The organism is Pseudomonas lini, from assembly GCF_001042905.1.
In the GTDB taxonomy this organism is placed as follows: domain Bacteria; phylum Pseudomonadota; class Gammaproteobacteria; order Pseudomonadales; family Pseudomonadaceae; genus Aquipseudomonas; species Aquipseudomonas lini.
Map to the genome: position 1 here is coordinate 185,420 of NZ_JYLB01000008.1, position 12,313 is coordinate 197,732.

A 12,313-nucleotide genomic window follows, 5' to 3' on the forward strand; every position below is an offset into this window, starting at 1 on the left:
ACTGCCGGGCACGCCTAACCGGCTGATGAGGTACCACACAAGATGTTTAGTTTTATTGCCCGCCGATTGGGGTTACTGATCCCCACGTTCTTCGGCATCACCTTGCTGACTTTCGCGTTGATTCGCATGATTCCAGGCGACCCCGTGGAGGTAATGATGGGCGAACGCAGAGTCGACCCCGAAATGCATGCTCAGGCAATGGAACGCCTAGGTCTGAACAAACCCCTGTATGCCCAATATCTGGATTACATCGGCAAGTTGGCCCACGGCGATCTCGGCGAATCCCTGCGTACCCGTGAAAGCGTCTGGACCGAGTTCAGCTCTCTATTCCCCGCGACCCTGGAGCTGTCCATGGCCGCCCTGTTGTTCGCCGGCATCCTGGGCCTTCTGGCCGGGGTGATCGCGGCACTCAAGCGAGGATCCCTGTTCGACCATGGGGTGATGGGCATCTCCCTGGCGGGATACTCGATGCCGATCTTCTGGTGGGGCCTGATCCTGATCATGTTCTTCTCGGTGAGCCTGGGCTGGACCCCGGTGTCCGGGCGGATCGACCTGCTCTACGACATCGAGCCGCGCACTGGCTTCATGCTGATCGATACGCTGCTGGCCGATGACGTCGGGGCGTTCTTCGATGCCCTGCATCACCTGATCCTGCCGGCCATCGTGCTCGGCACCATCCCGCTGGCGGTGATCGCGCGGATGACCCGTTCGTCGATGCTCGAAGTGCTGCGTGAAGACTACATCCGTACCGCACGCGCCAAAGGCCTGTCGCCCTCGCGCGTGGTGTTCGTTCACGGCCTGCGTAACGCACTGATTCCGGTACTGACCGTCGTCGGCCTGCAAGTCGGCACACTGCTGGCCGGTGCGGTCTTGACCGAAACTATTTTCTCTTGGCCCGGCATCGGCAAATGGCTGATCGAAGCCATTGGCGCACGGGACTATCCCGTGGTGCAGAACGGCATCCTGTTAATCGCCTGCCTGGTGATTCTGGTCAACTTCGTAGTGGACGTCCTCTACGGCTTTGCCAACCCACGCATCCGTCATCAGCGCTGAGATCAAGACCATGACCACTCTCACTACACCGGTAGCAGTCGATCAAAGCCTGCTGTACCCGTCTCCGTACAAAGAATTCTGGCAAGCGTTCTCCAAGAACAAAGGCGCCGTCGCCGGCCTGATGTTCATGCTGCTGGTGATTTTCTGCGCGATCTTCGCTCCATGGGTCGCACCGCATAACCCGAGCGAGCAGTACCGCGACTTCCTGCTGACCCCGCCGTCCTGGCTGGAAGGTGGGCAAATCCAGTTCCTGCTCGGCACCGATGAACTGGGTCGCGACCTGCTGTCGCGACTGATCCACGGTTCGCGCCTGTCCCTGCTGATCGGCTTGTCGTCGGTGGTGATGTCGCTGATTCCGGGCATCCTTTTGGGTCTGTTCGCCGGGTTCTTTCCGCGCGTGCTCGGCCCGACCATCATGCGTCTGATGGACATCATGCTGGCCCTGCCGTCCCTGCTGCTGGCCGTGGCGATTGTCGCCATCCTCGGCCCTGGCCTGATCAACACCATTATTGCCATCGCCGTGGTTTCGTTGCCGTCCTATGTTCGTCTGACCCGCGCCGCGGTCATGGGCGAATTGAACCGCGACTACGTGACGGCCGCGCGCCTGGCCGGTGCCGGTCTGCCACGCCTGATGTTCGTCACCGTGCTGCCCAACTGCATGGCGCCGCTGATCGTTCAGGCCACCCTGAGTTTCTCCTCGGCGATTCTCGATGCCGCGGCACTGGGCTTCCTCGGCCTTGGCGTACAACCGCCAACGCCTGAATGGGGCACCATGCTGGCTTCGGCTCGTGACTACATCGAACGTGCCTGGTGGGTGGTGAGCTTGCCTGGTTTGACCATTTTGCTCAGCGTGCTGGCAATCAACTTGATGGGCGACGGCCTGCGCGATGCGCTGGACCCGAAACTCAAGAACGCCGCCTGAGGAGATTAAAATGTCACTGTTAGAAATCAAGAATCTCAACGTTCGCTTCGGCGACGCCAACGCCGTTCCGGTGGTCGACGGTCTCGACATTACCGTGGAGAAAGGCGAAGTGCTGGCCATCGTTGGCGAATCGGGTTCCGGCAAGTCCGTGACCATGATGGCGCTGATGGGCCTGATCGAGCATCCAGGGATCGTCACTGCCGACGCCCTGAATTTCGACGGCAAGAACATGCTCAAGCTCAGCAACCGTCAACGTCGGCAAATCGTCGGCAAAGACCTGGCCATGGTGTTTCAGGACCCGATGACCGCGCTGAACCCGAGCTACACCGTCGGTTTCCAGATTGAAGAAGTGCTGCGCCTGCACCTGAAAATGTCCAGCAAACAAGCCCGCAAGCGTGCCATCGAACTGCTGGAAAAAGTGGAAATCCCGGGCGCCGCCAGCCGTATGGATGCCTATCCGCATCAACTGTCCGGCGGTATGAGCCAGCGTGTTGCAATCGCCATGGCAATTGCCGGCGAACCGAAACTGCTGATCGCCGACGAACCGACCACCGCGCTGGACGTAACGATTCAGGCGCAAATCATGGACCTGCTGTTGGCCCTGCAAAAAGAGCAGGACATGGGCCTGGTGCTGATCACCCACGACCTCGCGGTCGTGGCCGAAACCGCCCAGCGCGTGTGCGTGATGTACGCCGGCCAAGCGGTGGAAGTCGGTCAGGTGCCACAACTGTTCGACATTCCGGCGCACCCGTACAGCGAAGCACTGCTCAAGGCCATTCCGGAACACAGCCTGGGTGCCGCGCGCCTGTCGACACTGCCGGGCATCGTTCCCGGTCGCTACGACCGCCCGCAAGGCTGCCTGTTGTCGCCGCGCTGCCCCTACGTGCAGGACAACTGCCGTACCCAGCGTCCGACCCTTGACCCGAAAAGCAACAGCCTCGCCCGCTGCTTCTACCCGTTGAATCAGGAGGTGGCGTAATGGCCGTCGTACTTACCGCCCGCGACCTGACCCGTCATTACGAAGTGTCCCGTGGCCTGTTCAAGGGGCATGCGACCGTGCGCGCCCTCAACGGTGTGTCGTTCGAACTGGAAGCCGGCAAGACCCTCGCCGTTGTGGGCGAATCGGGTTGCGGCAAATCCACCCTCGCCCGTGCCCTGACGCTGATCGAAGAGCCCTCCTCCGGTTCCTTGAAAATCGCCGGGCAGGAAGTCGCCGGCGCCGACAAGGCTCAGCGCAAGCAACTGCGCAAAGACGTGCAGATGGTGTTCCAGAGCCCGTACGCGTCGCTGAACCCACGGCAGAAGATCGGTGATCAGCTTGCAGAGCCTTTATTGATCAACACCAACCTCAGCGCCTCGGAACGTCGCGACAAAGTCCAGGCGATGATGAAACAGGTGGGCTTGCGCCCCGAGCACTACCAGCGCTATCCGCACATGTTTTCCGGCGGTCAGCGCCAGCGGATCGCCTTGGCCCGCGCGATGATGCTGCAACCGAAAGTGCTGGTGGCGGACGAACCAACCTCGGCGCTGGACGTATCAATTCAGGCGCAGGTACTCAACCTGTTCATGGATTTGCAGCAAGAGTTCAACACCGCCTACGTGTTCATCTCCCACAACCTGGCCGTGGTGCGTCACGTCGCCGATCATGTGATGGTGATGTACCTCGGTCGCCCGGTGGAAATGGGCCCGAAAGAGGATATCTACACCCGCCCTCTGCACCCGTACACCCAGGCACTGTTGTCGGCCACTCCGACCATCCACCCGGATCCGGACAAGCCGAAAATCAAGATCGTCGGTGAATTGCCCAACCCGCTGAACCCGCCGTCCGGCTGCGCCTTCCACAAGCGCTGCCCGTACGCGACCGAGCGCTGCAGCGTTGAAGAGCCGGCCCTGCGCCTGCTCGACACCCGCCAGGTGGCTTGTCACTACGCCGAGCAATTCCTCGACGGCGCGGCATAAAATGTGGGAGCGGGCTTGCTCGCGAAAGCGGTCTGTCAGTCGACATTGATATTGACTGGCATGACGCCTTCGCGAGCAAGCCCGCTCCCACAGAGATACTTGACCTGTTCACCAACCCCTTTTATTCCGATTGCGCATCAGTCGGGGAGAGGGGTTTTTCTTTTGTCCGTCATTTACGTTTGCGTGTCTTCCTCATCCTCTTCCTCATCGACGTCTGGGTCGTCCTCATCTGCTTCGGTCGCAGCGATCATCAGCTCGCTGTGCACGCCTTGCCCGTTCAAGGCCTGTTTTTCATGGTTCTCACATTCCGCCCACGCCACCGCCGACGTGCCGAGGGACAGCATCACCAAAACCTTAAGCAACAACACAATTCGTTGATAAATACTCATAGTCGATTCCATCCTTTCTTGAGTGACGCGTGGATGCCTGAAAGGTACTGAGTGAAATTTAGTTCCGATTGACCGGGTTCTCCAGACAGGACGCTACCGGGTAGCAGAAAATCCCGCTGGCGAAGAGATTGGTTTGGAATAGGAGTTATGCCGAAAAGATCAAACACCAAATCAAAAGATCGCAGCCTTCGGCAGCTCCACACGGAATCGAGTACACCTGTAGGAGCTGCCGAAGGCTGCGATCTTTTGATCTTTTCCATAAAAAAGGCGAAGCCCGAAAGCTTCGCCTTTTATGTACCAACCACCTTTACCGCTTAGTGATGCTCACGCGTCGCACGGAATTTCACATCCGGCCAACGCTCTTCCATCAGCGCCAGGTTGACCCGCGTCGGAGCCAGGTAGGTCAGGTGACCACCGCCATCGACCGCAAGGTTTTCCACGGCCTTGACCCGGAATTCCTCAAGCTTCTTCTTATCGTCGCAATCAATCCAGCGCGCGGAATAAACAGTGATCGGCTCATACGAGCACTCGACCTTGTATTCCTCTTTCAAACGGCTGGCGACCACATCGAACTGCAGCACACCAACGGCGCCGAGGATGATGTCGTTGCTGCGCTCGGGGAAGAACACCTGAGTGGCGCCTTCTTCGGCCAGTTGCTGCAAGCCCTGACGCAGTTGCTTGGATTTCAGCGGATCACGCAGGCGCACGCGACGGAACAGTTCCGGGGCGAAGTGCGGAATGCCGGTGAAGCCCAGGACTTCGCCTTCGGTGAAGGTGTCGCCGATCTGGATGGTGCCGTGGTTGTGCAGGCCGATAATGTCGCCAGCGAAGGCTTCTTCCAGTTGCTCACGCTCGGAAGAGAAGAACGTCAGCGCATCGCCGATCCGCACGTCTTTGCCGGTGCGCACGTGGCGCATTTTCATGCCTTTTTCGTACTTACCGGAGCAGATCCGCATGAAGGCGATGCGGTCGCGGTGTTTCGGGTCCATGTTCGCCTGGATCTTGAACACGAAGCCGGCGAATTTCTCTTCAACCGGTTCCACGGTGCGTTCGTTGGCGACACGGGCCAGCGGTTTCGGCGCCCAGTTGACCACGGCGTCAAGCACGTGATCGACACCGAAGTTACCCAGTGCGGTACCGAAGAATACCGGGGTCAGTTGGCCGTCGAGGAATTCCTGTTGATTGAATTCGTGGCAGGCGCCCTGCACCAGTTCCAACTGATCAACGAAGCGATCGTACTCGTCGCCCAAGTGCGCGCGGGCTTCATCGGAGTCGAGCTTCTCGATGATTTTCACATCGGTGCGCTCGTGGCCGTGGCCAGCGGTGTAGACGATGATGTAATCGTCGGCGAGGTGGTAAACACCTTTGAAATCGCGGTAGCAACCGATCGGCCAGGTGATCGGCGCAGCCTTGATCTTCAGGACCGCTTCGATTTCGTCGAGCAGTTCGATCGGGTCACGAATGTCACGGTCGAGTTTGTTGATGAAGCTGACGATCGGCGTGTCACGCAGACGGCAGACGTCCATCAGCGCGATGGTCCGTGGCTCTACACCCTTACCGCCGTCGAGGACCATCAATGCCGAGTCCACTGCCGTCAGAGTGCGGTAGGTATCTTCGGAGAAGTCTTCGTGGCCCGGGGTGTCGAGCAGGTTGATCATGTGTTCGCGATACGGGAATTGCATGACCGACGTGGTAATCGAGATACCACGCTGCTTTTCCATTTCCATCCAGTCGGAGGTGGCATGGCGGTCGGATTTTCGAGATTTCACCGTGCCAGCAATCGCAATCGCCTTGCCCATCAGCAAGAGCTTCTCGGTGATGGTGGTTTTACCGGCATCGGGGTGGGAAATAATGGCGAAAGTGCGGCGTTTCGCGACTTCGGCGGCCTGTTTGGTCATGGGAAATCGCCTGGCAGGTGATTCAAAAAAGGGCGGCGAGTATAGCGCAAACCGTGCCCTACGGACCACCGTCCGTAGGGCTTCCCTACCACCGCATTCCCTGTAGGAGCTGCCGAAGGCTGCGATCTTTTGATCTTGTTTTTTTTCAAGACCACCGAAGATCAAGATCAAAAGATCGCAGCCTTCGGCAGCTCCTACGGTGGCTAAATGCTGTTAATTATGGAACCTTTTAAAAGGTGCAGACGTCCACTCCCCTGTTACGGCACTCGTACCAGGGGCTGAAAAATCAGCAAGTTAGCCTGACGAGGCTGCGCTTATGGCTCGATTTCATGCCGTTTTACCGGCACTGATAGAGCTGCTTTTCGCGAACACCGACTTCGGCAGCCAGGAATGGCATTGCCACACGAAGCGGTGTCCGCCGACTGAAAAAAGGAGTCCGCCTGTGGCTATTCGCTATGGCAAAGGGCTGATAGGAGGTGCGGTTGTCGTCGCCCTTCTGGCCCTGCTGGTCCACTGGATTGGCATCAACACGATCGAACAGTACCGCGACGATTTGTTGTTTTACCTGCAAGCTCATCTGATTCTCGTCCTCGTTTCCATGCTGGCCGCCCTTGTAGTGGGCATACCCGCCGGCATCTTCCTCAGCCGCCCGAACATGGTGGGCCGCGCTGAACGCTTCATGCAGATCTTCAACATCGGCAACACCGTGCCGCCTCTAGCCGTACTGGCCATCGCCCTGGGTATCCTCGGCATCGGCAGCGGCCCTGCGATCTTCGCTTTGTTCCTCGCCTCACTGTTGCCGATTGTGCGCAACACCTATGAAGGGCTGAAAAACGTTCAGGGTTCACTCAAGGAAGCGGCCGTTGGCATCGGCATGACACCGACTCAGGTGCTGTGGCGGGTCGAGCTGCCGAACGCCGTGCCGATCATCATTGGCGGCGTGCGCGTGGCGTTGGCGATCAACGTCGGTACCGCACCGCTGGCGTTCCTGATCGGCGCTAACAGTCTGGGTAGCCTGATTTTCCCCGGCATCGCCCTGAACAATCAGCCGCAACTGCTGCTCGGGGCGGCCTGCACCGCCCTGCTGGCCTTGCTGCTCGACGGACTGGTGACACTCGCCAGCCGCCTCTGGCTCGAACGCGGCTTGCGCCCGTCTTAAGCCTCGGCAAAGGAATAAACATGAAGACATTTAGCTTTTTACTAGGCTGCGCCCTGCTGTTCGCAGGATTTGCCCAAGCCGCTGAAAAACCCGTGATTCGCATTGGCGCCCGGGTGTTCACCGAACAAACCCTGCTGGCAGAAATCACTTCCCAATACCTGCGCACCAAGGGGTACGAAACCCAGGTGACCGGCGGTCTGGGCAGCAACCTGGCTCGCAGCGCCCACGAAAGTGGTCAGCTGGATTTGATGTGGGAATACACCGGCGTGTCGCTGGTGGCTTACAACCACGTCACCGACAAGCTCGACAGCGCTCAGTCCTACGCCCGGGTGAAAGAACTCGACGCGAAAAAAGGCCTGGTCTGGCTCACCCCGTCGAAGTTCAGCAACACCTACGCCCTGGCCCTGCCGGAAAACACCGCAAAAGCCTATCCGCAGATCAACACCATCAGCGAGCTGAACACGGTGCTGCAGGCTGAGGCGAAGACCCATCACCTCGTCGCCCTGGACACCGAGTTCGCCAACCGTTCCGACGGTCTCGATGGCATGGTGGATCTCTACGGCATGAACCTGACGCGTAAAAACATCCGTCAGATGGATGCCGGGTTGGTCTACACCGCGCTGCGTAATGGCCAGGTGTTTGCCGGTCTGGTCTACACCACCGACGGTCGTTTGAACGCCTTCAAACTCAAGTTGCTGGAAGACGACAAGCATTACTTCCCCGACTACACCGCCGCCCCAGTGGTGCGTCAGGTTTACCTCGACGCCTACCCGAAACTCGCCGAAGAGCTCAAGCCACTGGCCGAACTGTTCGACGACGCAACCATGCGCCAGCTCAACGCGCGGGTCGATGTCGATCACGAAAGCCCTTCATCCGTTGCCGCTGATTTCCTGCGCCAACACCCCATCAACTGAGGAGGAAAAGACATGGAATTTCTGAACGCCTTTTCCCATCTCGATTGGCCGCAGGTTTTGCACCTGACCGGGCAGCACATCACTCTGGTCGGCATCGCCGTGACCCTGGCGATTCTGGTCGGCGTGCCGCTGGGCATCCTGATGACCCGTTTCCCGACACTGGCTGGCCCGTTGCAAGCCAGCGCTACGGTGTTGCTGACCGTGCCGTCGATTGCGCTGTTCGGCCTGCTGCTGCCGTTCTACTCCAAGTTCGGCCAGGGCCTCGGCCCGATGCCGGCGATCACCGCAGTGTTTCTGTACTCGCTGCTGCCGATCATGCGTAACACCTATTTGGCGCTGACCGGCGTCGAACCGGGCATTCGCGAAGCAGCGCGTGGCATCGGCATGACCTTCGGCCAGCGCCTGCGCATGGTCGAACTGCCCATCGCGGTGCCAGTGATCCTCGCCGGTGTGCGCACCGCCGTGGTCATGAACATTGGTGTGATGACCATCGCTGCGACCATCGGCGCCGGTGGCCTCGGTGTACTCATTCTCGCTTCCATCAGCCGCAGCGACATGTCGATGCTGATCGTCGGCGCCGTGCTGGTCAGTCTCCTGGCCATCTTCGCCGACCTGCTTCTGCAATGGCTGCAACGCACGCTGACTCCAAAAGGATTGCTCAAATGATCGAACTTCAAAACCTCAGCAAGACCTTCCAAAGCAACGGCAAAGATGTGAAAGCCGTGGACTCGGTAAGCCTGACCGTCAATGAAGGCGAAATCTGTGTGTTCCTGGGGCCATCGGGCTGCGGTAAAAGCACCACGCTGAAGATGATCAACCGCCTGATCAAGCCAACCTCCGGCAAGATCCTGATCAACGGCGAAGACACCACCGACCTCGACGCCGTGACCCTGCGTCGCAACATCGGTTATGTGATCCAGCAGATCGGTCTGTTCCCGAACATGACCATCGAGGAAAACATCACCATCGTTCCGCGTCTGCTCGGCTGGGACAAACAGAAATGCCACGACCGCGCCCGCGAGTTGATGAGCATGATCAAGCTCGAACCCAAGCAGTATCTGACTCGCTATCCCCGTGAGTTGTCCGGTGGCCAGCAGCAGCGGATCGGCGTGATTCGCGCACTGGCGGCGGATGCGCCGCTGTTGTTGATGGACGAACCGTTCGGCGCGGTCGACCCGATCAACCGCGAGATGATTCAGAACGAATTCTTCGAAATGCAACGGGCGCTGAACAAGACCGTGATCATGGTCAGCCACGACATCGACGAAGCGATCAAGCTGGGCGACAAGATCGCGATTTTCCGCGCGGGCAAACTGCTGCAGATCGACCACCCGGACACCCTGCTCGCGCACCCGGCGGATGACTTTGTCAGCAACTTCGTCGGCCAGGACAGCACGCTCAAGCGTCTGTTGCTGGTGAAAGCCGAAGACGCGGCGGACAACGCACCCTCGGTGAGCCCGGAAACGCCGGTGGCCGATGCGCTGGAATTGATGGACGAACACGACCGTCGCTACGTGGTGGTTACCTGCGCCGAGAACAAGGCCTTGGGCTACGTGCGCCGTCGCGACCTGCACCGCCAGACCGGCACCTGTGCGCAATACCTGCGCGAGTTCAACGCCACCGCGGCCTACGACGAGCATTTGCGCATCCTGCTGTCGCGCATGTACGAGTTCAACCGCTCGTGGCTGCCGGTGATGGATGCGGAGCGGGTGTTCCTGGGTGAGGTGACTCAGGAATCGATTGCCGAGTATTTGAGCTCCGGTAAATCTCGTGGGGGCAAGACCAGTATTGTTTCGCCGGCCGAGACTGCTGTCGCCTGATCTGACAGGCCGTCGCTGATATCAGTATTTCAGCGGCGGTTTTGCTATTTACTGGGCAAAATAATCATAAAAGAAAGCTGCTTATTCCAAATTGTGATTGAAACCTGTTACATCTGTCAGGTTCTTTTCTCCGCATAACTCCTTTAAATATAGACGGACAGCTGATCAACCATTCACGTCGATCAACTGACAATAAGGCGTCCGCCTTATTCGACTATATCCGCTTTAGGAGCAATCAATGGATGATGCCAGCTTGACCTCACCACCGAGTGATACTCCCGTCGACGTCGGCCCCCCTGTCAGAATTCGATTCAGCGGTGCTGGCAATCCGAACAGAGTTCGCCGGGGAGGCAACCTTGAAAAACTCCCGGCCGGTGATGCACTGGATGCACAAGGCAACGTAGTACCCGGCGTGACAGGAAGCTGGAGATTAGTCAATCCCCTTCCTGGTGTATCGGTGTTTGGCCGGGGAGGCTTGGACGGAAGAGTTGTAGCAACAAACGTGCAGCAAAACATGACCATCAGCGCTGTAGTCACCACGCAAACCAGTCCGTCTATTTCGGGGAACTATAACGTGGTAGTAGAAGTATTCGACTGATTCGGTTATTCCAAGCAGTGCTCCCTGTTACCTCGCTCTCCCTCCCCGAAACACTCAAGCTTCCCCCTTCGGGGGGAACATCAATCCGTCATCACGGTCAGCTACACAGGTAGCTGTCCGGGACCGCACGACGGAAGCGTGCAAAAACGCGACATTTTTTGTTGATCTCGAGCTCCTCACGCCCTAAAGTTCGCGCCGAACGTCCATGCTGGAAACGATCCATCCGGCTCAAGTACTGACGACGAGACAGCAAGGCCAAGGGAAAGCACCGCTTCCCATGGCCTTTTTGCTTTCGGCGACATGCCTTGGGAAGTAGGCGAACCAAAGTGGGGATACGGAGGACGTTCATTTGCACCCATTGTTAATTTCAGTTTGCCAGTAGGAGTTCCCAGCATGTCGATCAACGTCGAAGACTATTTCGCGCGCGATACCTTCCAGAAAATGAAGGCCTTCGCCGACAAACAAGAAACCCCGTTCGTGGTGATCGACACCGCGATGATCAGCCAGGCCTATGACGACCTGCGCGCCGGTTTCGAATTCGCCAAGGTCTACTACGCAGTCAAGGCCAACCCGGCCGTTGAAATCATCGACCTGCTCAAAGAGAAAGGCTCGAACTTCGACATCGCCTCGATCTACGAGCTCGACAAAGTGATGAACCAGGGCGTCGGTCCGGATCGCATCAGCTACGGCAACACCATCAAGAAATCCAAAGACATTCGCTACTTCTACGAGAAGGGCGTGCGTCTGTATGCCACCGACTCCGAAGCCGACCTGCGCAACATCGCCAAGGCAGCTCCAGGCTCGAAAGTCTACGTGCGCATCCTGACTGAAGGCTCGACCACCGCCGACTGGCCACTGTCGCGTAAATTCGGCTGCCAGACCGACATGGCCATGGACCTGCTGATCCTCGCTCGCGACCTGGGCCTGGTGCCTTACGGCATCTCGTTCCACGTCGGCTCGCAGCAGCGCGACATCAGCGTCTGGGACGCAGCGATCGCCAAGGTCAAAGTGATCTTCGAACGCCTGAAAGAAGAAGACGGCATCGTCCTCAAGCTGATCAACATGGGCGGTGGCTTCCCGGCCAACTACATCACCCGCACCAACAGCCTGGAAACCTACGCTGAAGAAATCATCCGTTTCCTCAAGGAAGACTTCGGTGACGACCTGCCGGAAATCATTCTGGAACCAGGCCGTTCGCTGATCGCCAACGCCGGTATTCTGGTCAGCGAAGTGGTGCTGGTCGCCCGTAAATCCCGTACTGCCGTAGAGCGATGGGTGTACACGGATGTGGGCAAATTCTCTGGCCTGATCGAAACCATGGACGAAGCCATCAAGTTCCCGATCTGGACCGAGAAGAAAGGCGAGATGGAAGAAGTGGTTATCGCCGGTCCAACCTGCGATAGCGCTGACATCATGTACGAAAATTACAAGTACGGCCTGCCGCTGAACCTGGCGATCGGTGACCGTTTGTACTGGTTGTCGACCGGTGCGTACACCACCAGCTACAGCGCCGTTGAGTTCAATGGCTTCCCGCCGCTGAAGTCGTTCTACGTGTAAAAACCACACGCAGAAATCAAAAAGCCCATGACGTGTCATGGGCT

General features: G+C 58.4%; 12 protein-coding genes. 10 read left to right on the plus strand and 2 right to left on the minus strand.

Annotated features, from left to right (window positions below; genetic code table 11):
* The first annotated feature begins 42 nt into the window (after positions 1–42).
* The 4 genes from TU81_RS22870 to TU81_RS22885 are packed head-to-tail and all read left to right on the plus strand — an operon-like array spanning position 43 to position 3,934.
* On the plus strand, positions 43–1,053 hold the full coding sequence (locus TU81_RS22870; protein WP_038978933.1) for an ABC transporter permease subunit: 1,011 nt from the start codon (positions 43–45) through the stop codon (positions 1,051–1,053).
* Positions 1,054–1,063: 10 nt separating this feature from the next.
* Positions 1,064–1,975 carry an ABC transporter permease subunit gene (locus TU81_RS22875; protein WP_038978932.1) on the plus strand — a complete coding sequence of 304 codons (912 nt, stop codon included), beginning with the start codon at positions 1,064–1,066 and terminating at the stop codon, positions 1,973–1,975.
* Positions 1,976–1,985: 10 nt separating this feature from the next.
* On the plus strand, positions 1,986–2,954 hold the full coding sequence (locus TU81_RS22880; RefSeq protein ID WP_038978931.1) for an ABC transporter ATP-binding protein: 969 nt from the start codon (positions 1,986–1,988) through the stop codon (positions 2,952–2,954).
* Positions 2,954–3,934 carry a peptide ABC transporter ATP-binding protein gene (locus tag TU81_RS22885; protein ID WP_038978930.1) on the plus strand — a complete coding sequence of 327 codons (981 nt, stop codon included), beginning with the start codon at positions 2,954–2,956 and terminating at the stop codon, positions 3,932–3,934. Before TU81_RS22880 ends, TU81_RS22885 begins: the two co-directional genes overlap by 1 nt.
* Before the next feature lie 173 nt (positions 3,935–4,107).
* Here TU81_RS22885 and TU81_RS22890 read toward each other — a convergent pair whose 3' ends face one another.
* Together TU81_RS22890 and TU81_RS22895 are read right to left on the minus strand one after the other, a co-directional pair.
* Entirely contained in the window at positions 4,108–4,323 is a 216-nt protein-coding gene (locus TU81_RS22890; RefSeq protein ID WP_038978929.1) for a hypothetical protein, read from the minus strand.
* Between the two features lie 314 nt (positions 4,324–4,637).
* Positions 4,638–6,221 (minus strand): peptide chain release factor 3, encoded by a 1,584-nt coding sequence (locus TU81_RS22895; RefSeq protein WP_038978928.1) that lies wholly within the window; start codon positions 6,219–6,221, stop codon positions 4,638–4,640.
* A 442-nt stretch (positions 6,222–6,663) separates the two neighbouring features.
* On the opposite strand from TU81_RS22895, the gene TU81_RS22900 reads away from it, so the two are divergent.
* The 6 genes from TU81_RS22900 (at position 6,664) to TU81_RS22920 (ending at position 12,269) form a co-directional block, all read left to right on the plus strand.
* On the plus strand, positions 6,664–7,380 hold the full coding sequence (locus TU81_RS22900; protein WP_048396599.1) for an ABC transporter permease: 717 nt from the start codon (positions 6,664–6,666) through the stop codon (positions 7,378–7,380).
* Between the two features lie 20 nt (positions 7,381–7,400).
* Positions 7,401–8,294 carry a glycine betaine ABC transporter substrate-binding protein gene (locus TU81_RS22905; protein ID WP_048396601.1) on the plus strand — a complete coding sequence of 298 codons (894 nt, stop codon included), beginning with the start codon at positions 7,401–7,403 and terminating at the stop codon, positions 8,292–8,294.
* A 12-nt stretch (positions 8,295–8,306) separates the two neighbouring features.
* The gene (locus TU81_RS22910) at positions 8,307–8,960 is read left to right on the plus strand and encodes an ABC transporter permease (protein WP_038978925.1); all 654 of its coding nucleotides are present in this window, start codon (positions 8,307–8,309) and stop codon (positions 8,958–8,960) included.
* Positions 8,957–10,114 (plus strand): osmoprotectant ABC transporter ATP-binding protein OsmV, encoded by a 1,158-nt coding sequence (locus TU81_RS22915; protein WP_038978924.1) that lies wholly within the window; start codon positions 8,957–8,959, stop codon positions 10,112–10,114. Before TU81_RS22910 ends, TU81_RS22915 begins: the two co-directional genes overlap by 4 nt.
* Positions 10,115–10,352: 238 nt before the next feature.
* Positions 10,353–10,712, plus strand: coding sequence for a hypothetical protein (locus TU81_RS30355; protein WP_151152252.1), 360 nt, complete (start codon positions 10,353–10,355; stop codon positions 10,710–10,712).
* A gap of 393 nt (positions 10,713–11,105) precedes the next feature.
* Complete coding sequence (locus tag TU81_RS22920) at positions 11,106–12,269, plus strand: type III PLP-dependent enzyme (RefSeq protein ID WP_038978923.1); 1,164 nt, start codon at positions 11,106–11,108, stop codon at positions 12,267–12,269.
* The last annotated feature ends 44 nt before the right edge of the window (positions 12,270–12,313 follow it).

What these genes read in the sequence shown, in the direction of transcription:
- TU81_RS22870 (WP_038978933.1), top strand. Translation starts at nt 43, where the DNA reads ATGTTTAGTTTTATTGCCCGCCGATTGGGGTTACTGATCCCCACGTTC.
- TU81_RS22875 (WP_038978932.1), top strand. Translation starts at nt 1,064, where the DNA reads ATGACCACTCTCACTACACCGGTAGCAGTCGATCAAAGCCTGCTGTAC.
- TU81_RS22880 (WP_038978931.1), top strand. Translation starts at nt 1,986, where the DNA reads ATGTCACTGTTAGAAATCAAGAATCTCAACGTTCGCTTCGGCGACGCC.
- TU81_RS22885 (WP_038978930.1), top strand. Translation starts at nt 2,954, where the DNA reads ATGGCCGTCGTACTTACCGCCCGCGACCTGACCCGTCATTACGAAGTG.
- TU81_RS22890 (WP_038978929.1), bottom strand. Translation starts at nt 4,323, where the DNA reads ATGAGTATTTATCAACGAATTGTGTTGTTGCTTAAGGTTTTGGTGATG.
- TU81_RS22895 (WP_038978928.1), bottom strand. Translation starts at nt 6,221, where the DNA reads ATGACCAAACAGGCCGCCGAAGTCGCGAAACGCCGCACTTTCGCCATT.
- TU81_RS22905 (WP_048396601.1), top strand. Translation starts at nt 7,401, where the DNA reads ATGAAGACATTTAGCTTTTTACTAGGCTGCGCCCTGCTGTTCGCAGGA.
- TU81_RS22910 (WP_038978925.1), top strand. Translation starts at nt 8,307, where the DNA reads ATGGAATTTCTGAACGCCTTTTCCCATCTCGATTGGCCGCAGGTTTTG.
- TU81_RS22915 (WP_038978924.1), top strand. Translation starts at nt 8,957, where the DNA reads ATGATCGAACTTCAAAACCTCAGCAAGACCTTCCAAAGCAACGGCAAA.
- TU81_RS30355 (WP_151152252.1), top strand. Translation starts at nt 10,353, where the DNA reads ATGGATGATGCCAGCTTGACCTCACCACCGAGTGATACTCCCGTCGAC.
- TU81_RS22920 (WP_038978923.1), top strand. Translation starts at nt 11,106, where the DNA reads ATGTCGATCAACGTCGAAGACTATTTCGCGCGCGATACCTTCCAGAAA.